Origin of the sequence: Streptomyces sp. NPDC058284 (assembly GCF_042881135.1) — a bacterium.
Taxonomy (GTDB): Bacteria; Actinomycetota; Actinomycetes; order Streptomycetales; family Streptomycetaceae; genus Streptomyces.
The window spans coordinates 25,653-45,644 of the sequence record NZ_JBHVYE010000035.1; the positions used below are offsets into that span (position 1 = coordinate 25,653).

Here is a 19,992-nt window from a genome sequence, read left to right on the forward strand (position 1 = left end):
TCCACAGTCGGGTGCCAGGGCGCTGAAGTAGCTTCGTCCCCATGAACGACACGTCTCTGTATCGCGCGGCACCGGACCGTTACGACTCGATGGAGTACCGGCGGACGGGCCGCAGCGGTCTGAAATTGCCCGCGGTGTCCCTCGGGCTCTGGCACAACTTCGGCGACGACAAGGCCCTGGAGACGCAGCGCGGGATCCTGCGCCGCGCCTTCGACCTGGGCGTCACGCACTTCGACCTGGCGAACAACTACGGTCCGCCGGCCGGCTCCGCGGAGCTCAACTTCGGCAAGGTCTTCGCGCAGGACTTCGCCCCGTACCGTGACGAGCTGGTCCTCTCGACCAAGGCCGGCTACCTCATGCACCCCGGCCCGTACGGCGAGTGGGGCAGTCGAAAGTATTTGCTGTCGTCCCTCGACGCGTCGCTCAGGCGGATGGGTGTCGACTACGTGGACATCTTCTACTCCCACCGCTTCGACCCGGAGACTCCGCTCGAGGAGACGATGGGCGCCCTCGCCTCGGCCGTCCAGCAGGGCAAGGCGCTCTACGTGGGCGTCTCCTCGTACAACAGCGAGCAGACCGCGCGGGCGGCGCGCCTGCTGCGGGAGATGGGCGTCCCCGCCCTCATCCACCAGCCCTCGTACTCGATGATCAACCGCTGGACCGAGGAGGACGGGCTGCTCGACACCCTGGAGGAGGCGGGCATGGGGTGCATCTCCTTCGTGCCGCTCGCCCAGGGCCTGCTCACGAACAAGTACTTGAAGGGGATCCCCGAGGGTTCACGCGCCACCCAGGGCAAGTCGCTCGACCCGGACCTGCTGAGCGACGAGGTCGTGCGGCGGCTGAACGGCCTGAACGACATCGCGGCAGGCCGCGGCCAGTCCCTCGCCCAACTCGCGCTGAACTGGGTGCTCCGCGACGAGCGGATGACCTCCGCGCTGATCGGCGCCTCCAGCGTCAAGCAGCTGGAGGAGAACGTGGCGGCGCTCGCGGGCCCGAAGCTGACGGAGAGCGAGCTCTCCGCGATCGACACGTTCGCGGTGTCGACGCCGGGCACCAACATCTGGGCCGGGCGGGGCTGAACCGACGGGTGACGTGACGTGGCGGGGCCCCGGGCCGGACGCGGTGCGTTCCGGCCAGGGGCCCCGGGCCGTCTTCGCCAGGTGGCGCGCGTTGGGCCGGCCGTGTCAGGCCCGCGGCCGCTTGAACCACGCGCCCGCCGTGCCCTGCGAGAGCAGGACGACGACGGCTATCGCGCCGAGCAGCGGCAGCAGTCCGCCCGGGTTGCCCGCGGCCGTGCCGCCGAGGCCGAAGGCGATCTGCACGCTCATCAGGACGATGCAGGTGACGCGGATGCCGTTGCCCGCGGTGCCGAAGCGGAAGGCCATGCCGGCCGCGACCAGGAGGCAGATGTTCACGCCGAGGGCCGCGCCCGCCGTCTCGGGGTTGGCGATGGCGATCAGGATGACGGTGCCGAGGACGGTGAGTCCGGCGAGCACCCAGGTCACGATCTGCGCGGCGCGGACCACGCCGGGCATCCGGAACGGGGCCGTCGGACCCTGCCCGTATCCGTACCCGGGGCCCGGACCGTAGCCCTGTCCATAACCTTGTCCGTAGCCCTGCCCGTAGCCCTGGCCATAAGCCTGGCCGTAGCCCGGGTCCTGGGCGGGGCCGTTGTAGGTGGGCAGGCTGGACTGGGGGTTGGACTGGGGGCCGGGCTGCGGAGGGGGCGGAGGGGGGTGCTCGTTAGACATGCCCATGACGATAACCGGACGAAGATCTTCGGGCACAAAAAATCGGGCCGGTCCGTGGGGGGGAGACGGACCGGCCCGAGGGGGGGTTTCCACCATAACCCTTCGTAAGTGCTGATGGGTGCATTGGCGCGCCACAACTACTCTCCGAGACCGGCCGACGACTGCGCGATCCCGTTCCACCGGCGGAATCGGGGGTTCGAAGGCGAATTCCGGCCGTGCGCGTCGGTACCCCCAAGAGGGACCCCCGCGCGGTTCGCGCGCTTGACGCCCCGGGTGGCCGGGCCGCTAATTTCGCGGTCATGGCGACGATGACGGTCTCTGCCCCTTTGCCGGGCCGCGCGGACCCGACCCTCGGTACTCCCTCTTCACCGATCGCGCCTGAGGCGTCTGCGGAGATCCCTCTGGAGATCGCGGACTCGGCGCGGGCGCGGCGGCGGGGGCTGCTCGGGCGTACGGGGATGACGGGCGCGCTCCTGCTGTCACCGGCGAGCAGCGTGCACACCGTTCGGATGCGCTTCGCCATTGATGTGGCGTATCTCGACCGCGAGCTGCGGGTGCTGTCCGTCCGGACGATGCGTCCGGGACGTATCGGGCTGCCGCGGCCGAGGGCCAGGCACGTGATCGAGGCGGAGGCCGGGGCGATGGCGGGCTGGGGCGTACGCCGGGGTGCGCGGATCGTCGTGCACGGGGCCGGGGGCGGCGTGCGGTGACGGTTCGGGGACCGGCTCCGGGGGACGGCTCGCGGCGCCGCGCGGCCCCCTCCGCCGCACGGCACCGCCGCGCAGATTTGCTCACGCGAATTAGCCTTGGTCTGAACTTACGTGACGTTCAGAGGCGGATCGAGCCAGTATTGATAACGATGAGGAATCGGGGCTCGGATTCGCGGCCATACGTCACGAATTGAGCGGTGCGCGTGATGTGTTCCAGCGGCTACGGCTTGCGCAGGTCGAAGAGGTGCCGGGTGCTGTGGGCGACGAAGGGGCCCTCCGCCTCGATCCGGTCGTGCAGTTCGCGCAGTCGCGGCCGGTACTCCGCGACGCTGAAGCCCGGGACCATCCACACCACCTTGCGCAGGAAGTGGACGACCGCGCCGATGTCGTGGAACTCGATCCGCAGCCGCTCGGCCCGCAGGTCCACGACCTCCAGGCCCGCCGCCTCGGCCTCGGCGCGCTCGATGTCGGGGTGGCGGCTGTTCCTGACCTCCGCCGGCTGCGGTCCGAGGAAGTACTCGACGACCTCGAAGACGCTGGCGGGCCCGACGTGTTGAGCGAAGTACGTGCCGCCGGGGCGCAGTACGCGCGCGATCTCGTCGAAGTGGGCCTTCACCGGGTGCCGGCTGGTGACGAGGTCGAAGGCGCCGTCCGCGAACGGCAGCGGGGCGTCCTCGGGCGAGGCGACAACGGCCACGCCGCGTGGGTGGAGCAGGGCGGTGGCCTTCGCGACGTTCGCGGGCCAGCCTTCCGTGGCGACGGCGAGCGGCGGCAGGGTGGCGGCCAGGGCCAGGACCTCGCCGCCGCCGGTCTGGATGTCGAGGCTCGCGGAGGCGGTGGCGAGGCGGTCCGCCATGGCCTCGGCGTACCGCCACGAGGGCCGCGCCTCGGTGGCCCGGCCCTCGAACCAGGAGAAGTCCCACCCTTCGGTGGGCGCGGCCTCGGCCTCGGCGACGAGGTCGTCGAACGTGCGGGGGCCGCCGGTGGCCCCGGGGTCCTGGCTTGCGTGGCTGGTCATGGGGCAATCCTGACATCGGGTGCGCCCGGCGCCGCGCCGCGGGCCCTTGACGCGCGGCCGGCAGCCGTCAGACTCCACCCGTGTGACAGTGACCCGGCACACCATGACGGACGAGCAGCGCAAGTCGGTCGCGCTCGCCTACCTCAAGGCCTTCGACCGGGGCGGCAGGACCTCCGACGGCGCCCCGCTCCTCGACCTCTTCGCGGACGACGCCCAGGTGTACTTCCCCAAGTGGGGCCTCGCCGACGGCAAGGCGGCCATCGGGCGGATGTTCGGCGACGTGGGCGGCACGATCCGCTCCATCACGCACCACTACGCCGACTTCAACTGGGTCTTCTCCGGCACGGACACCGTCGTCTGCGAGGGCACGAGCCATGGCGAGCACCGGGACGGGGCGTGGCGCGAAGGGCTGCCCGGCTGGGGCGCGGGCCGCTTCTGCGACGTCTTCGAGATCCGGGACTGGCTGATCCAGCGCTGCTTCATCTATCTGGATCCGGATTACGCGGGCGGGGACGTGGGGCGTTACCCGTGGCTCAGCTCGTAGTGCCGTCCGACTCGGAGCCGGACTCCGACTCCGAGCCGGACTCGGTCCCCGTGCTGCCGCGCGGGAAGGAGACTTCCACCCGGCGGTTCTTCGTACGGCCCTCCTCGGAGCCGTTGTCCGCGATCGGGTAGTCCTCGCTGTAGCCGCGCACGGAGTACGTGACCTCGGGGCCGAGGTAGGCCGCGAGTCTGTCGTGCACGGCTTCCGCGCGGTCGCGGGACAGCTTCTTCCCGTGGCTGTAACTGCCGAGGCTGTCCGTGAAGCCGAACACCCTGACGTCCGTGGCCTTCTGGTTCTTCGCCTCCTCGGCGATCGCCTTGATCCGGGCGTTCGCCTCGGGGTTCAGCTTCGGGCTGTCCTTGGGGAACAGCACCTCCGCCTGCAACGCGAACTTCACGTCCGTGTTGGTGTCCTCGCGCCGCTCCTCGCCGCCGAGGTCCTCGACGACGGACTTGATGTCCAGCACCTTGGCCGGGGCGAGGGTCGCGCCGTCGGCGAGCTTCAGCCCCGGGCTGGTGGCGTCGACTTTGGGGGGTGGGGAGGTGGTTGTGCTGCCGGGGGGTGCGCTGGGGTCTTCGTCGTCGGCGAGGGCGGGCGCGGGTACGAGGAGCAGGGCCAGGACGGTGAGGGTGGCGGCGGTGGTGGCGCGGTGGAGGTGGCGGGTCATGGGTCACTCGCCGTCGGAGATGTCGAGGGGGGCGGGGGGCATCGATCCCACCTGGAAGGTGACGGTGCCGGTCCCCTCGGGAGGAGCAGGGAACTGCGCGAACCAGTTAGCCGTTTCTCCCTGCTTCACGCGCCCGTCGAACTTGGTGCAGAGGCAACGCCCTGACGTGTCCCTGAGGACCAGGTACTTCTTCTTGCCCTTTGTGTCCACGAGGCTGGCACCGGACAGGGAACCTCCATTGGACCGCAACTCACGTTCGTCGCTGGCCCAGTCGGCACCCATCCAGGACCGGTCCCCGTTATTGGTGACAGTGCCCGAAACAGTGACGAAGCCGCCTCCGTCACGGAGAGCCGACGTGATTTTGACACCGACGTCACCGTCCCTGGTCTCCGCCAGGACCTTGTCCGCCGGTGGGGCCCCGTCCTCCTTCGGCCCCTCATCGTCCCCGCCCTTCCCCGACGATGACGACGAAGAACCGGTCTTGTCGGGCTTGTCGTCATCTTCCCCGCCACCGCAACCGGCGATTGTGAGAACGAGCCCGGTCGCGATCGCCACAGCGGTCATTGCCCTGCGGGTCGTCATGGTGCGCCGAATGTCCATCACTACAGCCTCCCTCTCTCGTCGATCGCTTGTCAGTCGGCCAGGTGAACAGAGAAGAGGACGGACGCGTCGGGGAGGTCACCCAATTCGAAGTCGTCCGGATCGATCTCGAAGGGTTCGTCACCTTCACACGTCAATTCCACGGGTTTCTCCGGATCGGCGGACGGGTCGACCTCGCAGCGCGGTTCGATGACAGCCGTCGCCTCGGCCTTCGCGTGCTTCGATTCCGTGCCCGGGATGATCGAGTCGCCTACGGTGTACGTGGTTTCGATCTGCGCCCAGAAGCCCGGGGAGCCGTTCACTTCGTCCGGCCCGAAGCCGATGACGGTCGCATCGTTGTCAGCGGCCAGTGCCTGCGCCGCACCTCGGGCGCCGGCGCCGGTGAACTTGTCTCCCACGAGCCAGTCCAGCCAGTCGTCACTTTCGCCAATGGACAGCTCTAATCCATCGACGAGTTCATCCCTGGCGTCCTGGGCCGCAGCCAAAGCGGCGGCGTCAGCCGCCGATTGGGCGCCGTTACGGGCCGACGCGGCCTGGGCGAAAGCGAAGAAGGCGAACGCGACGAAGAGCAGAATTCCCGTCATCCATATGTATATCGGGAGAGTCTGCCCTTTATCGCTACGGAGATCTGCGGTCCTCAGCCGCCGACCACGTCGTCGACCGCGTCCCCGATGGCTCCGGAGATCGTGCCGTCCAGCCCCAGCTGGTCGATCAACGTGAAGATCCCCGCAATAAGAATCATCAACCCCGCATACTCCACAAACCCCGCCCCCGCATCCCGTCCCCTCCCCCGAACCCGGGACGCCACGGCGACCGTCCAGTCGACCCAGACTTTGAGCGCGCGATCCTTCAGCACGACGGCCCCTTCTCTCCCACCCGATACCGCGACCGTTGCAGTCAGAGGCAACGTACGCCACCACGCGTACAACGGCAGCAACTCTGCGCGACGGATGCGCCAACCGGCGCGCGGCGTCGCCAAGTTGGCGGGTTCTCTTCCCTCTCGGTGAGATCACCATGCACGAAGTCCCCTCCCGCGAACCGTGAGCTCAATTCCGACTGTCCCACATCGAGTTGCATCCGCGAAGAGATTTCGCGAACCTGGTGCTCGCTCCTGGTGTTAACGGCCCAGGATCGAGCCGAAGTCGGAGCCCGAGCCGAGGAACATGCCCGCGGCGATCAGGATCATCGTGGCCGGGAGCATGAAGACGAGTGTCACCATCGTCGCCTTGGGGATCGTCTTCGCCGCTCTGCGGCGGGAGTTCTGCGCGTCGGTGCGGCGCATGTCCGTGGCGAGTTGGATCAGGGTGTCGGCGATCGGGGAGCCCAGCTCCTCGCCCTGCTGGAGCGCCGAGACGAACTGGGCGACCTGCTCGGACGCGTTGCGGCGGCGGAGCTCGTCGAAGGCCTGGCGGCGGCTGACCCCCATGTCCATCTGGCGCAGGGTGATGCGGAGTTCGTCCGCCCACGGGCCCTCGTACCGTTCGGCGACGCGGTCGAGCGCCTGGCGGAAGCCGAGGCCCGCCGAGACGACGACGGCCAGGACGTCCAGGAAGTCGGGGAGCGTGCGGTCGATGACCTCGCGGCGTTCGCGGATCGCCTGCCAGATCAGCGCGTCGGCCGCCACCGCGCCGAAGACCAGGGTGAGCAGGCCGAAGAGCGGGGAGCCGTTGGTCAGGAAGACCAGGCCGAGGACGAGGCCGAAGACGCCGTAGACCGCGCGGCGCGCGGCGTAGCGGTCGATGGTCAGCCCGCCCGGGTTGCCCGCCATGTCGATCCTGCGCCGCTTGGCGTCGACGCGCTTCGGGCCCATCAGGCGCAGCACGAAGGGGGCGAAGCGCATGCCGAGGCGGTCGACCGCGGAGCCCGCCACCGAGACGCGGGTCGCGCCGACCTCCAGGGCGATGGCCAGGTCGGAGGGGAGCTTCGCGTCCGCGCGGTACATGCGGATGCCCTGGCAGACGCCCGCCACAGCGAGGCCCATCGCGACCGCTAGCAGCATGCCCAGCAACGTAACCCTCCCTTCTTGTACGGTACTTCTAGACCTCGATCTTTCCGAGGCGTCTGATCACGAAGAAGCCGATCCCGTACAGGCCGAGCGAGATGAGGATCAGTGTCTGGCCGAGCGGTGAGCCCGTCACGCGCTCCAGCGCGCCCTCGTTCGAGGAGTTGATGAGGAGCAGGGAGCCCAGGCCGAGCAGGGGAACCGTGAACGCCGTCGCGTGGACCTCCGACAGCATCGTGCGGACCTCGCGCCGGGTCTCCTTCCTGTCCTCCAGGGTCTGGGTGAGGTTGCGCAGCGAGTTGACCACCGTGCCGCCCGCCTTGTTGGAGAGGACGAGGGTGGTGACCAGGACTATCAGCTCGCGGGACGGCAGGCGTTCGGCCAGTTCTCCGAGGGTGTCGTCGATGGAGCGGCCCAGGGTCAACTGGTCGGCGACGTGGCTGAGTTCCTCGCCCGCGGGGGCCTCCAGCTCCTCCGCCGCCATGGCGAGCGACGTGCGCAGGGCCAGGCCCGCCGCCGTCGCGTTGGCCAGGATGCGTGCCACGTCGGGGAGCTGGTTGATGAACGCCTCGATGCGCTTCTGTCGCTGCCAGTTGAGGAAGGCGACCGCGCTCCAGACGGCGACCACTCCCGCGATCGGGCCGAAGAAGGGGGCGAGCGTGGCCGCCGCCGTCAGCCAGAGGGCGGCGACCACCGCGACGACGTAGGTGAAGAACTCGCCTGGTGTCAGGTCGAGTCCGGTGGCCGACAGGCGCAGGTGCAGGGAGCGGCCCAGGCGGGTACGGCGCAGGCGGCGGTCGACGGCGGCGAAGCGACGGGCGCGGCCGGCCGGGCCGCCGTCCCCCGAGCCGGGGCCGAGCGCCAGGCGGTCGGCCAGGGCCTGGCGCTGGGCGCGCCCCGACGCGTACGTGTGGATGCCGGCGACGGCGAGTGTGCCCGTGAGGATCGTGGCGCCCAGTGCGAGGGCGGCGGGGTCGTTCATCCGATCGCTTCCCTCGTGTCCAGTACGTCGATGGCCTCCGCCACACCGAAGGCCGGCGGCACCGGTTCGTTGGCGACGTACAGCTTGTCGGCGACCTCGCGGGGCAGCGGCAGGTGCTCGAAGCGGCCGTGCACGACGCGGTCGGCGCCGAGCGGGTACGGCACGAAGCGGGTGACCGGCACGATGCGGAACTGCTGGCGGCCGTGGCTGACGAGCAGCACGATCTCGGCGACCTTGCGGGAGCCGTCACCGTGCCTGGCCAGCTGGATGACGACGTCGACGGCCGAGTTGATCTGGTCCTTCAGGGCCTCGAAGGGGATCTGGACCTCCGACATGGAGCCGAGGGTCTGCAGGCGCATCAGGGCGTCCTCCGCGGTGTTCGCGTGGACGGTCGCCAGGGAGCCGTCGTGGCCGGTCGACATCGCCTGGAGCATGTCGAGGGTCTCGCCGCCGCGGACCTCGCCGACGATGATGCGGTCGGGTCGCATGCGCAGGGAGTTGCGTACGAGGTCGCGGATGGTGATCTGGCCCTTGCCCTCGACGTTGGCGGGCCGGGATTCGAGGCGGATGACGTGGTCCTGCTGGAGCTGGAGCTCGGCGGAGTCCTCGATGGTGATGATGCGTTCGTGGGCGGGGATGAGGCCGGAGAGGGCGTTGAGGAGGGTGGTCTTGCCGGTGCCCGTGCCGCCGCTGACGATGAGGTTGAAGCGGGCCCGCACGAACGCGGCGAGCAGCATCAGCATGTGCTCGTCGAGGGAGCCGAGGCCGATGAGTTCGGGGAGTGTGTAGGCACGGGGGAAGCGGCGGATGGTGAGGGTGGCGCCGGTCAGGGCGAGCGGCGGGATGATGACGTTGACGCGTTCGCCGGTGGGCAGGCGGGCGTCGACCATCGGGTTCGACTCGTCCACGCGGCGGTTGACCGTGGAGACGATGCGTTCGATGGTCTGCATCAGCTGCTCGTTCGAGGCGAAGCGCAGGGGGAGCTGTTCCACGCGCCCCGCGCGCTCGACGAAGATCGAGTCGGGGCCGTTGACCATGATCTCCGTGATGGAGGTGTCGGCGAGGAGCGGTTCGAGTACGCCCAGTCCGAGGGCTTCGTCGACGACGCGGCGGATCAGCTGGGCGCGTTCGGAGGTGGAGAGGACGGGGCCCTCGCGGCTGATGATGTGGCCGAGCACTCGTTCGAGGCGGACCCGGCGGTCGGCCGCCGCGAGCGACGACATCTCGGCGAGGTCGATCTCCTCCAGGAGCTTGGAGCGGTAGACGGCGACGAGGCCGTCGTCGCGGCTGGGCTCGGTCTGGCGGGTGGGGGCCACGCGGTCGCGCAGGCTCATGGTGTCCTCTCAACCTCCTTCGTCGATACCTGGTTTCAGGCGGGCGTCAGTCGTCCGCGGGGTCGTCGTCGTTCGGCATGGTGGCGTGCTTGGTGACGCTCCAGTCCGAGCCGATGAAGGGAAGCAGGGTCGGGACCTGGACCTCGACGGTCGCGGTCGTGGTCTCGGCGCCGATCCCGACATCGACGGAGGAGTCCAGGTCGCCGTCCATCGCCGCCGCCCCCGCCGCCTCCCCGGAGTCGCCCTGCGAGGCCGCGCGGGCCGCGGCGCGGGCGCCGGACCCGGCCTGGTTGGCGGCGTACCCCACCAGGCCCAGCTGGATCGCGGCCAGGCCGACGAGCAGCAGGATCGGCAGGAAGCCGGCGAACTCCAGCATGGATACGCCCCGGTCGCCCCAGCGGCGGCGCCCGTCCCGCCCCCGGCGGCCCCGGAGCCTCACGAAGAACCCGCGCCGCGTCACCCGTCGTCCCCCTCCTTCGCCGCGCCCGCCTCCCCGTGAACCTTCCACCCCGCGTCGAAGCCGGGGAAGAACACCGGCACGTCGACCCGCACGTGGGCCTTGTACACGCCGCCCTCCTCCCCGCACGAGATCTCCGCGCCCTGCCAGGCACCGGGCAGATGCTCCTTGCCCGCCGCGTCGCAGGCCCCGTCCGCGCCCTCCCCCACCGCACGCGCCGCCGTGTACGCCCGCGCCGCCTCGTCCGCCGCGTTGCCCGCGAGTGAGTACGAGTACCCGTACAGCGCGCACTGCCAGAGGAGCGTCATGACGACGAGGAGGAGCGGGAACATGCCGGCGAATTCGAGGGTGACCGCGCCCCGGTCGCCGCCCGCCGCCTTTCTGCGCAGGGCGAGGCCGGAGCGCTTGGTGCCGGCCGCGGTGTCGCCGTCGACGAGGCCGAGTTCGCCCGCGAGGGCCCACAGCGCCTGCTTGACCGTGGAGCGGCTCTCCAGGTCCTGCATGCGGCCCGCGTCGACCGCGCCCTGCAGCTCCTTGAAGCAGGCGGGCACGGTGGAACGGGCCGTTCTCGTGCCGGTGACGCGCTCCACCAGGGAGGGCTGGATCTCCGCGGTCCTGCCGTGCCGGTTGACGACGGTGACGGTCTCCTCCGCCTTGCGGATCTGCAGGCGGTCCCAGAGGCGCACCATGCGTTTGGCGGCGCGGACGGCCACGACGTCGGGGGTGACGAGGAGCAGCGCCTGGTCGGCGAGTTCCACCGCGGTGGCGCTCGCCCCGGTGACGTAGGCGCCGCAGTCGACGATCACGACGTCGTAGCGGGTGCGCAGGGCGCCGATGATCTGGCGGGCGACGCGGTCGGTGACCTCTTCGCCGCGTTCGCCCTCGGCGGGGGCGAGGAGCAGGCCGATGCCGGTCTCGTGGGTGTAGACGGCGTCCTGGAGGACGCGCGGGGTGATGTCGCTGATCGCCGCGAGGTCGGCGACGGAGCGCCGGAACTGCACGTCGAGGTAGGAGGCGACGTCGCCGGACTGCAGGTCGAGGTCGAGGAGGGCGACGGTGCGCCCCGAGGCGTTGGCGGCGAGGGCGAGCTGGACGGCGGTGACGGTCGCCCCGACGCCGCCCTTGGCCCCGCTGACCGCGACGACGGTGCCCGAGCCGGGTCCGGCGCCGTTGCCCGCGTACAGCTCGAGGCCGCCGCTGCCGTTGCCCAGGTGGCGCCGCATCCCGGTGGACCAGGCGGCGGCCGCCTGGACGCGCTCGGCGAGGGCGTCGTAGGCGAGCGGGAGGCCGACGATGCCGCGTGCCCCGGAGTCCATGGCGGCGGTGAGGAGTCCGGGGCCGGTGTCGGCGGTGATCAGGACGACGCCGACCGCGGGGAAGCGCAGGACGAGGTCGCGGATGAGGTCGAGGGCGGGGACGGGACCGATCCGCTCGTGGACGAGGACGACCTCGGGCAGCTCGTCGACCGACTCGGCGGCGAGGTGCGCGAGGGTGTCGAGCAGCGCCGTGGAGTCGCCGACCGGCAGCGCGGGTTCGGTGTCGGGCAGCTGGTCGGTGAGCGTGGATAGGGCGCGGGCCGCGTCGATGTCTCCGACGGCGGGGAGGATCCGAGTGGTCATACGTGACCTCCTACTTGTCCTCGTCGAGGGTGTACGTCCGGTCTCGGGGCGGTACGGTCGCGTCGCCGCCCGCGCCGACCAGGGCGAGCCGGACGTGCGTGGCGAACGACTCGGCGTACGCGACGCGCTGGGCGTCGGCGGTGCCGAGGGCGAACGTGATGGGCACCGCCTCGGTGGCCCTGCGGCGGGTGCGGTCGTCCTGGTTCGGTTCGAGCGGGGTCAGCTTGCCGACGTCGAGCACCCTGGCACCCTCCACGATGACTTTGGACTGGTCCTTCGCGTTGTCGGCCTCGCCCTTGAAGGTGGCGTAGATGTTGACCGTCGAGCCGGGCGTGATCTTTCCGGCGACGCCCGTCGCGGCGTCGATCATGATGGCGATCTCCTGCTGGCCCGGGCCGAGTTCGGGCCGTTTCACGATCATGTCGGACTGCAGCAGCGAGCCCTTGCGCAGCTGGGTGACGGCGATCTTGCCGCGGATCTGCCGGAGGTCGGTGACGGCGTTGTCGGACAGCCAGCGCTCGGGCATCTCGACCTTCTCGAACTGGTCGGACGTCAGCTCCTTGTAGGGCGCGATGTCGTCCTTGAGCTTGTACGCGGGGACTTCGGGGCCGACCTTCGCATTCACGTCGCGGATCACCGACAGGACGCCCGCGAACGCGCCGATCGCGCACAGGACCGAAAGGACCAGCAGGATGACGCCGCGGCGCTGGCGTGAGTTCATGGGCCGGACTACCTCGATCGAGTGCGGTTGGCTACGGACAGTGAGCGGGGTGGCGCACGTGCGGTCGTCGGTCGCGTACGAGGTGCGGGGGCGGGTGGTCCTGACCTAGGTCGCGCCGCGGGGCAGGGCGGTCGCGTCGTGCCGTGGGCCGCCGTTGCCGGGGCGGGGCCGGGTGCCGGTGGAGGTGAGGGCGCGCACCGGGGGCGCGGGGCGCTCGGCGGGCGGCGGCAGGGGCGCGGCGCAGAACGCGCAGCGGTCGCCGATGAGTTCGAGGCCGCACCAGTGGCAGTCGTCTCGGCGGACGGACGAGACGAGTTGGTAGAGGACGGAGATGTCGGGGATGGCCGCGGCGAACTCGACGAGCCTGCCGGTGGCCCACCAGCGCGCGGATTCGCCGGGCAGCGTCGTCTCGGTGACGTCCTGGGAGCGCCAGGCGGGGGCGAGGGTGCCGGTCACCCAGTCGGGGGCCAGCTTGCCGGGGGCGTAGAGCAGGCGGGTGCCGAATCCCGGCCCCGGCAGGGCCGTTCCGTTGCCGCCGGAGAGCTTCACGAGTTCGGGGCGCGGGGTGGCGAGGACGGCGAACTGGGTGCCGGGCAGCCAGGACTTGGCGTGTGTCTTGAGGGTGACGGGGACGCGGTCGAGCCTGGTGACCGAGGTGAGCAGGGCGCCCGCGTAGATGTAGTGGGAGAGGAGCCGGGCGGCGCAGGCCAGGACGCCGGGACTGAAGTCACAGACCGACAGCTGCCGCAGCTGGAGCGCGAGTACGGAGAGGCCGAGCGGCGGCAGGTCGGAGCGGACGACGGCGATGCGGTCGCTCTCCAGGACGGAGCGGACCGCGTGCAGCCGCTGCCGGACGACCGCGGGCGCGGAGGCGGGGCACAGGGCGATGACGTGGCCGTGCTGCTCGATGAGGGTGTGCATCTCGGCGAGCGCCTTGTCCAGGGAGTACGCCCGCGGGGGCCGCACGGCCGACTGGAGGACGGCGGCCGACGGGGTGTGCCGGTCGGGCGACGGCAGCACGAGGTCGGGGCCCGTGACGGCTATGGCGGTCGGCAATGCGTACACCCCCGGTCCTCGTGCACTCCTGCCTCAGCACCATATCCACGTCATGGTCGACTCGACACCCAACTTCCCACTGTTCATATGGAGGTGGGCGATTCCCCCCGCTCCACCCGGGGGGAACCGCCGTCGTTCCGACCGCCGTCGGCCCGGGCTCCTCAGAAGGTGACCCCGGCCCACAGCAGCTTGTGGTCGGAGTGCTCCGCGTTCGTGGCGTCGGCCCAGTCGACGTGCGTCGCCATCGGCACGAAGATGTAGTCGATCTTCTTGTTCGCGTCGCTCATCGTGGCCTCGCCGTCACGGCACCAGAGGATCACCGGGAAGGGTGAGCCGCCGATCACGTCGCCCCAGTGCGGGTTGTTGCCGCAGTGGCTGTCGGCCTCCTTGAACTGGCCGCCCGCTCCCCGCCCGTAGTCGGGGTGGTAGAAGTTGTCCGGCGCCTGGTGCAGCGGCTCGGCGTTGAGGTCGCCGCCCAGGTACTTCGTGTATCCGGCGTACGTGGTGTCGAGGATCTCCTTGGCCTTCGCGGACTCCTTGCGGCGCTCGGACTTGCTGTTGTGCGTGAGGTGCACGCTGCACAGGGCCAGCTGCCTGGTGGGCGAGGTCATGCAGAGCATCTCGCGCTGCTCGCGGTCGGCCGAGGTGCCGAGGCTGTGGCCGACGAGCGTCGAAGTGTCGAAGCCCATGTCGTTGCGGACGAGCAGGCCGTTGCCGAAGTCCGTGCGCTGGTCGTCCGGCACGCCCACCGGGTGGTAGCACTTGGTGTTCGGCCCTCCCGCGCTCCTGGTCACCGGGTCGAACAGCACCGTGTACTCGCCGCCGAGCTGCGACTGGAGCCGGTCCGACCAGTCCCTGCACGCCTCGTTCAGCGTCATGAAGGCGGGCTTGCGGTCCTGGACGCTGCGCACCAGGGCGTCCGGTGCCTCGTCACCGTCGTCACCGTGCTGAGCGTTGCCGCCCGCCATGTTGAACTGCCCGATGGTGTACGACGCCGCGGCGGCCGGGGCCGGGGCGGCGCCCGGGTCGGCCGGGGCCGCGGCGCCGTTCGGCGCGGCCCACAGCACTCCCCCGGCGACCAGCGCCGCGAGCGAGACGAACGTACGCGCCCTGCCGGTCACTTCTCTGCTGGCTCTCATGGTCGTTCCACCCCCGTCCGCCCGGCTTTCCGGCAGCCGGGCCTGAGTGGGGCATGACAGTAGTGACAGCACCCGGCGCAGGCAGCGCCCGCGGAAATCAGGGCCAAAACCCGACGCAGCCGGAATCGACAGGTCCACGCCCCGCCAACTCCGCGTTCGGCCCCGGGCCGCCCGGACCGAGGTTGGCCGAAGCCCTTCCCCGGAACCTACGCGTCCCCCGGGGCGATTCCCCCGACAGGCCCTCAGAAGAAGCTGCCCCAGTCCTGGTCGGTGATCTGCTTGACGCACAGGACCAGGAAGAGCAGACCCGCGACGGCCAGCATGCCGTTGCTCAGCCAGCCATTGCGCCATTCCCTGGGCGTGCGCGAGGAGTTGAGCAGCCAGACCAGGGTGAGGGCGAGGAACGGCATGAAGGCCGCGCCGAGGACGCCGTAGAGGATGATGAGGCGGAACGGCTGGCCCTGGAAGAGCAGGACCATCGGCGGGAAGGTCAGCCACAGCAGGTACGCGCGGAACGGCACCGACTTCTCGTGGCTGCCGGACGCCACTTCCTCGCCGGTCAGCGCCTTCTCCTCGACGCCGACGCGCTCCTTGCGGTAGCGCTCGACGAAGTCGGCGAACATCAGGCTCACGCCGTGCCACACGCCGATCAGCGAGGTGAAGGACGTGGCGAAGAAGCCGACGAGGAACATCTTGGCGGTGGCGTTGCCGTACTCCTCCTCCAGGATGCCGGAGAGCTGGACGAGCCCCTTGTCGCCGTTGGCGATGGCGACGTTGGCGGAGTGCAGCATCTCCGCGCCGACGAAGAGCATGGCGACGACGAAGATGCCGGTCGTGATGTACGCGACGCGGTTGTCGAGCCGCATCACCTTCATCCAGCCGGCGTCGGTCCAGCCCTTGGCGTTGACCCAGTAGCCGTACGCGGCCAGCGTGATGGTGCCGCCGACGCCGCCGATCAGGCCGAGCGTGTTGAGGACGGAGTCCTTCTCGTCGGGCAGGACGGGGAGCAGGCCCGCGAAGGCGTCGCCGAGGTGCGGGGTGACGCGGATGGCGAGGTAGACGGTGACGACGAACATGATGCCGACGAGCACCGTCATGACCTTCTCGAAGACGGCGTACTTGTTGAACCAGACGAAGGCCAGGCCGACGACGCCGGTGAGGATGCCCCACCACTTGAGCTCCATGACGTCGGGGAACAGGGCCTGGAGGGGCAGCCCGGACGACGACATCGCGGCCGCCCCGTAGACGTACCCCCAGATCACCACGTAGACGACGAAGAACCACGTCGTCCAGCGGCCGAGGCTCGCCCAGCCGTCGAAGAGGGTACGGCCGGTGGCCAGGTGCCAGCGGCCCGCGGCCTCCGCGAGCGAGATCTTGACGACGCAGCCGATGACGGCCGCCCACAGCAGGGTGTAGCCGAAGTTGCTGCCCGCGATGAGGGTCGCGACGAGGTCGCCCGCGCCGACGCCGGTCGCCGCGACGACGATGCCGGGGCCGATGTACTTCCAGCTCGACTTGCGCGGCCGGGGGGCCGTCGCGTCGGCGGTGGTGCCACTGCCTGTGGTTTCAGCCATGCCGATCAAGAAAGCGCATCGCCGCTTCCGGCACAAGGGGGTTGGCCGAAGAGAGCGTTGACGGGGCCATGCCATGGCTCGACGATGGGGCCGCGCGACCCGCACCGCACGACAGCACACGCAGCACCGCACGGCCGCACACCCCGCACCGCACCACCGCACCGCACCACCGCACGCCCCGCAGCGCACCACCGCACGCCCCCGCACGTGTCGCACTGAGCAACCCCCACCCCCTCAGGAGACTTCATGCGACTGCGCATACGCGGCAGGAGATCCGCCGCTCTCGCGACCCTCCTCACCCTCGCCCTGGCGGCGCCCCTGACCGCCAACGCCGCATCGGGATCCGACGCCCGGGCCGCGGGCGGCGCGGCGACGGCGGCCGACGAGGAAACGCGCCAGTACGAGATACCCCTGCGCGACGACCGCGCCGCGCGCACCGCGCTCGCCCGCACCGGCGTCGCCATCGACGAGGTGGACGCCCGCGCGGTGGTCGTCTCGGCGGACGCCCGGCAGGCCACGAAGCTGCGGGAGTCGGGGTACGAGCTCAAGCCCCTGGCCGGACCGCCGAAGCGTACGAACGGACAGGAAGTGCGGGTCAAGGACTTCCCGCCCGCCGACGCGAGGTACCACAACTACGCCGAGATGAACGCGGAGATCGACCAGCGCATCGCGGCCTACCCGAGCCTGATGTCGAAGAAGGTCATCGGCAAGTCGTACTCCGGCAGGGACATCGTCGCCATCAAGGTCAGCGACAACGTGGGCACCGACGAGGCCGAGCCGGAAGTCCTCTTCACCCACCACCAGCACGCCCGCGAGCACCTGACGGTCGAGATGGCGCTGTACCTCCTGCGCGAACTCGGCGCGGGCTACGCCTCCGACGCCCGTATCAAGAAGATGGTGGACTCACGCGAGATCTGGATCGTCCCGGACATGAATCCGGACGGCGGCGAGTACGACATCGCGACCGGCTCGTACCGCAGCTGGCGGCTCAACCGGCAGCCCAATTCCAATGGCCGCACCGGCACCGACCTGAACCGCAACTGGGGCTACAAGTGGGGCTGCTGCGACGGCTCCTCGAGCACCCCGGGCTCCGAGACCTACCGGGGTTCGGCCGCCGAGTCGGCCCCCGAGGTGAAGGTCGTCGCCAACTTCGTCCGCAGCCGCGTCGTCGGCGGCAAGCAGCAGATCAAGGCCGGGATCGACTTCCACACGTACAGCGAGCTGGTCCTGTGGCCGTACGGCTTCACGTACAACGACACGGCACCGGGCCTCACCCAGGACGACCGCGACGCGCACGCCGCCGTCGGAAGGAAGATGGCCGCGAGCAACGGCTACACGCCCGAGCAGTCCAGTGACCTCTACATCACGGACGGCACGATCGACGACTGGCTGTGGGGCGACCAGAAGATCTTCAGCTACACCTTCGAGATGTACCCGCGCTCCGGCGGCGGCGGCTTCTACCCGCCCGACGAGGTCATCGAGCGGGAGACGTCGCGCAACCGCGACGCGGTGCTGCAGCTCCTGGAGAACTCGGACTGCATGTACCGGTCCATCGGCAAGGAGCAGCAGTACTGCGCGAGTTGAGCCACGCGTACGAGTTGAGCCATGCACACGCGGCGGCCCCGGACCCGAGCAGGGTCCGGGGCCGCCGTCCGCCTAGTAGGCCGTCCGCCTAGTAGAAGGCCCCCTCGGCGATACCGGCCCGCAGGCCGTCGTACATCACCTTCGCCTCGCCGAGGCACCAGTCACGGCCGCCGCCCTCGGGGTGGTTGTCGATGCAGGCGGCGCGCATCTGGTGCCAGAAGTGCTCGTCGATCCACGCCTTGGTCTCCGGCGTGGGGCTGAGCTTGAGCGCGCCGTGGTTGCCGTAGTTGCGGTAGCCGAAGTCGTGCTGAGCGCAGGCTCCGTAGAAGATGCCGTCCGGCCACCAGGTGCAGCCGTCGTTGGACCAGTCGTACGGGGGATTGTGCGGCTGGTGGGCGTACTCCAGGGCACCGAGGTTCATGAGGCGGTCGGCCTCGGCGCGGACGCCGTCCGCGGCGGCGTGGGGAGCGGTTCCCGCAAGGAGTGCGAGGCAGGCCTGGGCGGGCAGAAGTACCTTGCGCAGGGCGGTCATTGGGGACATGGAGGGGGAGCCTTTCGACGCGGAGTGACAACTCCACGCGACATTAGAGCTACACACAGTCACCTTCTGCCTCTCGTCACCCACAGGGGTGTATTACGTGGGCATATGCATGGGCGGCAGACCCGCAGCGCAGCCTCCCCCTGCGTGATCCGGACCCGGACCACGCGCCGACAGAGGGGAGATCCATCGATGTTCTCGCGACGACGCACCGTGGCGGCGGTCGGCGGCACGCTGGCCGGGCTCGTGTTGGCCCTTACGGCAGGGGCGGCCCACGCCGCCCCGCCGACGACGCCCATCGCGCCCGGCGCTCCGGCGGCCTCCACGGCCGCGTACTGCGGCTACTACGACGGCATCGTCGGCCCGGAGACCTGGCACGCCCTGCGCTCGATCTGACCTGAGCGCACCCCTACGACACGGGGCACCCGGCGAGCACACCGCCGGGTGCCCCGCCCACGTCACGCGCGGGCCATCACCAAGGGCAGGGCTCCGCCTTGGGGCGCGTCGCGATGATGTACTCCGTGGGCCAGTCCTTGGGCCCTCGGTCGAGACTGACGTTGATGACCCGGCCCGTGCACCAGGTCTGGCACTCCTGAACCTCGCCGTGGATGGTGCTGCCGTCCCTGGCGGTGAGGACGAGCAGCCGTCGGCCGTACTGGTTGCCCCCGTGCTTGTGCGCCTCCCAATCGAGGTACTTCCAGGCCCCCGCGATGTCCATGCCGTTGCCGGTGATGGTGAACCTGTCCGGTGCGCTGAAGGTGACCTGGTGCTTGTCGGGCCGCTTCAACCCGCCCGACGAGGTCATTGAGCGAGAGACGGCAAGGAACAGCAGCACTACAGGAGTTGGTCGGATTGCGGCGGGTGAGCCGACGAGCAACTCCAGGTGCCCGCACTGTGGGCACCTGGAGCGCCGGTATGCCGACGGAGGACCTTCCGGGAAAGTCTCGTCATCGTCCAGAGTTGCAATAGAGATCGATGCCGGATGGCAACGGACTGCCTCGCGTCATGGAGAGCCGACTAGTGAGGACTCATGCACGGCGAACACGGCGTCACATCGGGCACGGACGTCGGCATCGTGGGTAGCGATGACCACGGCGCATCCGGCCTCGCTCATCTCTCGAAGGACGTCGATGACGACAGTGGCGTTGGCATCGTCAAGAGCACCGGTCGGCTCGTCCGCGAGCACCAGGGACGGTTGCTGGACGATGAGGCGGGCCAGGGCCACGCGCTGCTGTTCCCCACCGCTGAGATAGTGGATCTTCTCCTTACCCCTCCCTGCCATACCCACGCGATCAAGGGCTTCGGGGATGGCTGTGCTGCCTTTGCCCTGCAACGCCCGTCGTGGCCTGGCGGGTACTTCCAGGTTCTCGTCCACGGTCGCATTCTCGATCAAGGCATAGTTCTGGAACAGATAGCCGAGAGCGCTGCGGCGGAACTGACGGATCTCGCGTTTGCCGAATCCGGTGATGTCCCTCCCCTCGTATCGGATCGCTCCGGAATTCGGCTTGTCGAGCAGCCCGAGGCAGTTGAGGAGCGTCGACTTACCTGATCCACTCGGTCCGACAAGAGCGAGCATTTCGCCGCGTTTGACGGTGAAATGAACGTCTCGCCATAAGGTCCGGGTGCCGAAGTTCTTGGACAGGTTTTCAACATCGATCACAACATGCTCCGACTGACTGGGAGTTTCCACGCTTGA

General features: G+C 69.9%; 23 protein-coding genes. 5 read left to right on the forward strand and 18 right to left on the reverse strand.

The window, feature by feature from the left end; translation table 11 throughout:
• The first annotated feature begins 41 nt into the window (after positions 1 to 41).
• Positions 42 to 1,079, forward strand: coding sequence for an L-glyceraldehyde 3-phosphate reductase (gene mgrA, locus ACFVYR_RS33350; RefSeq protein ID WP_384261634.1), 1,038 nt, complete (start codon positions 42 to 44; stop codon positions 1,077 to 1,079).
• 105 nt (positions 1,080 to 1,184) lie between these two features.
• Here mgrA and ACFVYR_RS33355 read toward each other — a convergent pair whose 3' ends face one another.
• Complete coding sequence (locus ACFVYR_RS33355; RefSeq protein WP_384261632.1) at positions 1,185 to 1,751, reverse strand: hypothetical protein; 567 nt, start codon at positions 1,749 to 1,751, stop codon at positions 1,185 to 1,187.
• Between the two features lie 299 nt (positions 1,752 to 2,050).
• Here ACFVYR_RS33355 and ACFVYR_RS33360 point away from each other — a divergent pair, with 299 nt between their 5' ends.
• Positions 2,051 to 2,461 carry a DUF192 domain-containing protein gene (locus tag ACFVYR_RS33360; protein WP_384261629.1) on the forward strand — a complete coding sequence of 137 codons (411 nt, stop codon included), beginning with the start codon at positions 2,051 to 2,053 and terminating at the stop codon, positions 2,459 to 2,461.
• Between the two features lie 220 nt (positions 2,462 to 2,681).
• Here the strand turns inward: ACFVYR_RS33360 and ACFVYR_RS33365 are convergent, their stop codons facing one another.
• Positions 2,682 to 3,479: a class I SAM-dependent methyltransferase gene (locus ACFVYR_RS33365; RefSeq protein WP_384261626.1), complete on the reverse strand. Its 798-nt coding sequence runs from the start codon at positions 3,477 to 3,479 to the stop codon at positions 2,682 to 2,684.
• Positions 3,480 to 3,561: 82 nt separating this feature from the next.
• Here ACFVYR_RS33365 and ACFVYR_RS33370 point away from each other — a divergent pair, with 82 nt between their 5' ends.
• The gene (locus tag ACFVYR_RS33370; RefSeq protein WP_384261623.1) at positions 3,562 to 4,023 is read left to right on the forward strand and encodes a nuclear transport factor 2 family protein; all 462 of its coding nucleotides are present in this window, start codon (positions 3,562 to 3,564) and stop codon (positions 4,021 to 4,023) included.
• Here ACFVYR_RS33370 and ACFVYR_RS33375 read toward each other — a convergent pair.
• The 13 genes from ACFVYR_RS33375 to ACFVYR_RS33435 all read right to left on the reverse strand — a co-directional run bounded on the left by ACFVYR_RS33375 (position 4,013) and on the right by ACFVYR_RS33435 (position 16,174).
• Complete coding sequence (locus ACFVYR_RS33375) at positions 4,013 to 4,690, reverse strand: OmpA family protein (RefSeq protein WP_384261620.1); 678 nt, start codon at positions 4,688 to 4,690, stop codon at positions 4,013 to 4,015. The two genes, ACFVYR_RS33370 and ACFVYR_RS33375, sit on opposite strands and share 11 nt — an antisense overlap.
• Before the next feature lie 3 nt (positions 4,691 to 4,693).
• On the reverse strand, positions 4,694 to 5,290 hold the full coding sequence (locus ACFVYR_RS33380) for a hypothetical protein (protein WP_384261618.1): 597 nt from the start codon (positions 5,288 to 5,290) through the stop codon (positions 4,694 to 4,696).
• 32 nt (positions 5,291 to 5,322) lie between these two features.
• Complete coding sequence (locus ACFVYR_RS33385; RefSeq protein WP_384261662.1) at positions 5,323 to 5,931, reverse strand: pilus assembly protein TadG-related protein; 609 nt, start codon at positions 5,929 to 5,931, stop codon at positions 5,323 to 5,325.
• On the reverse strand, positions 5,928 to 6,146 hold the full coding sequence (locus ACFVYR_RS33390) for a hypothetical protein (RefSeq protein ID WP_384261665.1): 219 nt from the start codon (positions 6,144 to 6,146) through the stop codon (positions 5,928 to 5,930). The genes ACFVYR_RS33385 and ACFVYR_RS33390 overlap by 4 nt, the downstream gene beginning before the upstream one ends.
• Before the next feature lie 261 nt (positions 6,147 to 6,407).
• On the reverse strand, positions 6,408 to 7,289 hold the full coding sequence (locus tag ACFVYR_RS33395) for a DUF5936 domain-containing protein (protein WP_384261615.1): 882 nt from the start codon (positions 7,287 to 7,289) through the stop codon (positions 6,408 to 6,410).
• A 37-nt stretch (positions 7,290 to 7,326) separates the two neighbouring features.
• Entirely contained in the window at positions 7,327 to 8,274 is a 948-nt protein-coding gene (locus ACFVYR_RS33400) for a type II secretion system F family protein (protein ID WP_384261612.1), read from the reverse strand.
• Positions 8,271 to 9,608: a CpaF family protein gene (locus ACFVYR_RS33405; protein ID WP_384261609.1), complete on the reverse strand. Its 1,338-nt coding sequence runs from the start codon at positions 9,606 to 9,608 to the stop codon at positions 8,271 to 8,273. Before ACFVYR_RS33405 ends, ACFVYR_RS33400 begins: the two co-directional genes overlap by 4 nt.
• Positions 9,609 to 9,654: 46 nt before the next feature.
• Positions 9,655 to 9,984 (reverse strand): TadE/TadG family type IV pilus assembly protein, encoded by a 330-nt coding sequence (locus tag ACFVYR_RS33410; RefSeq protein ID WP_384261659.1) that lies wholly within the window; start codon positions 9,982 to 9,984, stop codon positions 9,655 to 9,657.
• 80 nt (positions 9,985 to 10,064) lie between these two features.
• On the reverse strand, positions 10,065 to 11,684 hold the full coding sequence (locus ACFVYR_RS33415; protein WP_384261606.1) for an AAA family ATPase: 1,620 nt from the start codon (positions 11,682 to 11,684) through the stop codon (positions 10,065 to 10,067).
• A gap of 10 nt (positions 11,685 to 11,694) precedes the next feature.
• Positions 11,695 to 12,405, reverse strand: a complete 711-nt coding sequence (gene cpaB / locus ACFVYR_RS33420) for a Flp pilus assembly protein CpaB (protein ID WP_384261603.1) — start codon at positions 12,403 to 12,405, stop codon at positions 11,695 to 11,697.
• Between the two features lie 105 nt (positions 12,406 to 12,510).
• Positions 12,511 to 13,461, reverse strand: coding sequence for a hypothetical protein (locus ACFVYR_RS33425; protein WP_384261656.1), 951 nt, complete (start codon positions 13,459 to 13,461; stop codon positions 12,511 to 12,513).
• Positions 13,462 to 13,622: 161 nt separating this feature from the next.
• The gene (locus tag ACFVYR_RS33430) at positions 13,623 to 14,600 is read right to left on the reverse strand and encodes an endonuclease/exonuclease/phosphatase family protein (RefSeq protein WP_384261600.1); all 978 of its coding nucleotides are present in this window, start codon (positions 14,598 to 14,600) and stop codon (positions 13,623 to 13,625) included.
• Between the two features lie 242 nt (positions 14,601 to 14,842).
• Positions 14,843 to 16,174, reverse strand: a complete 1,332-nt coding sequence (locus tag ACFVYR_RS33435) for an Nramp family divalent metal transporter (RefSeq protein ID WP_384261598.1) — start codon at positions 16,172 to 16,174, stop codon at positions 14,843 to 14,845.
• A gap of 246 nt (positions 16,175 to 16,420) precedes the next feature.
• On the opposite strand from ACFVYR_RS33435, the gene ACFVYR_RS33440 reads away from it, so the two are divergent.
• Positions 16,421 to 17,758, forward strand: a complete 1,338-nt coding sequence (locus ACFVYR_RS33440; RefSeq protein WP_384261595.1) for a M14 family metallopeptidase — start codon at positions 16,421 to 16,423, stop codon at positions 17,756 to 17,758.
• A gap of 88 nt (positions 17,759 to 17,846) precedes the next feature.
• Here the strand turns inward: ACFVYR_RS33440 and ACFVYR_RS33445 are convergent, their stop codons facing one another.
• Positions 17,847 to 18,299: a phospholipase A2 gene (locus tag ACFVYR_RS33445; protein WP_384261592.1), complete on the reverse strand. Its 453-nt coding sequence runs from the start codon at positions 18,297 to 18,299 to the stop codon at positions 17,847 to 17,849.
• A gap of 189 nt (positions 18,300 to 18,488) precedes the next feature.
• On the opposite strand from ACFVYR_RS33445, the gene ACFVYR_RS33450 reads away from it, so the two are divergent.
• Positions 18,489 to 18,692, forward strand: coding sequence for a hypothetical protein (locus tag ACFVYR_RS33450; RefSeq protein WP_384261589.1), 204 nt, complete (start codon positions 18,489 to 18,491; stop codon positions 18,690 to 18,692).
• 76 nt (positions 18,693 to 18,768) lie between these two features.
• Here the strand turns inward: ACFVYR_RS33450 and ACFVYR_RS33455 are convergent, their stop codons facing one another.
• Entirely contained in the window at positions 18,769 to 19,101 is a 333-nt protein-coding gene (locus ACFVYR_RS33455; protein WP_384261586.1) for a hypothetical protein, read from the reverse strand.
• A gap of 198 nt (positions 19,102 to 19,299) precedes the next feature.
• The gene (locus tag ACFVYR_RS33460) at positions 19,300 to 19,956 is read right to left on the reverse strand and encodes an ABC transporter ATP-binding protein (RefSeq protein WP_384261584.1); all 657 of its coding nucleotides are present in this window, start codon (positions 19,954 to 19,956) and stop codon (positions 19,300 to 19,302) included.
• Positions 19,957 to 19,992 lie beyond the last annotated feature (36 nt).

What these genes read in the sequence shown, in the direction of transcription:
- mgrA (WP_384261634.1), top strand. Translation starts at nt 42, where the DNA reads ATGAACGACACGTCTCTGTATCGCGCGGCACCGGACCGTTACGACTCG.
- ACFVYR_RS33355 (WP_384261632.1), bottom strand. Translation starts at nt 1,751, where the DNA reads ATGTCTAACGAGCACCCCCCTCCGCCCCCTCCGCAGCCCGGCCCCCAG.
- ACFVYR_RS33360 (WP_384261629.1), top strand. Translation starts at nt 2,051, where the DNA reads ATGGCGACGATGACGGTCTCTGCCCCTTTGCCGGGCCGCGCGGACCCG.
- ACFVYR_RS33365 (WP_384261626.1), bottom strand. Translation starts at nt 3,479, where the DNA reads ATGACCAGCCACGCAAGCCAGGACCCCGGGGCCACCGGCGGCCCCCGC.
- ACFVYR_RS33375 (WP_384261620.1), bottom strand. Translation starts at nt 4,690, where the DNA reads ATGACCCGCCACCTCCACCGCGCCACCACCGCCGCCACCCTCACCGTC.
- ACFVYR_RS33380 (WP_384261618.1), bottom strand. Translation starts at nt 5,290, where the DNA reads ATGGACATTCGGCGCACCATGACGACCCGCAGGGCAATGACCGCTGTG.
- ACFVYR_RS33395 (WP_384261615.1), bottom strand. Translation starts at nt 7,289, where the DNA reads ATGCTGCTAGCGGTCGCGATGGGCCTCGCTGTGGCGGGCGTCTGCCAG.
- ACFVYR_RS33400 (WP_384261612.1), bottom strand. Translation starts at nt 8,274, where the DNA reads ATGAACGACCCCGCCGCCCTCGCACTGGGCGCCACGATCCTCACGGGC.
- ACFVYR_RS33405 (WP_384261609.1), bottom strand. Translation starts at nt 9,608, where the DNA reads ATGAGCCTGCGCGACCGCGTGGCCCCCACCCGCCAGACCGAGCCCAGC.
- ACFVYR_RS33410 (WP_384261659.1), bottom strand. Translation starts at nt 9,984, where the DNA reads ATGCTGGAGTTCGCCGGCTTCCTGCCGATCCTGCTGCTCGTCGGCCTG.
- ACFVYR_RS33415 (WP_384261606.1), bottom strand. Translation starts at nt 11,684, where the DNA reads ATGACCACTCGGATCCTCCCCGCCGTCGGAGACATCGACGCGGCCCGC.
- cpaB (WP_384261603.1), bottom strand. Translation starts at nt 12,405, where the DNA reads ATGAACTCACGCCAGCGCCGCGGCGTCATCCTGCTGGTCCTTTCGGTC.
- ACFVYR_RS33430 (WP_384261600.1), bottom strand. Translation starts at nt 14,600, where the DNA reads ATGAGAGCCAGCAGAGAAGTGACCGGCAGGGCGCGTACGTTCGTCTCG.
- ACFVYR_RS33435 (WP_384261598.1), bottom strand. Translation starts at nt 16,174, where the DNA reads ATGGCTGAAACCACAGGCAGTGGCACCACCGCCGACGCGACGGCCCCC.
- ACFVYR_RS33440 (WP_384261595.1), top strand. Translation starts at nt 16,421, where the DNA reads ATGCGACTGCGCATACGCGGCAGGAGATCCGCCGCTCTCGCGACCCTC.
- ACFVYR_RS33445 (WP_384261592.1), bottom strand. Translation starts at nt 18,299, where the DNA reads ATGTCCCCAATGACCGCCCTGCGCAAGGTACTTCTGCCCGCCCAGGCC.
- ACFVYR_RS33450 (WP_384261589.1), top strand. Translation starts at nt 18,489, where the DNA reads ATGTTCTCGCGACGACGCACCGTGGCGGCGGTCGGCGGCACGCTGGCC.
- ACFVYR_RS33455 (WP_384261586.1), bottom strand. Translation starts at nt 19,101, where the DNA reads ATGACCTCGTCGGGCGGGTTGAAGCGGCCCGACAAGCACCAGGTCACC.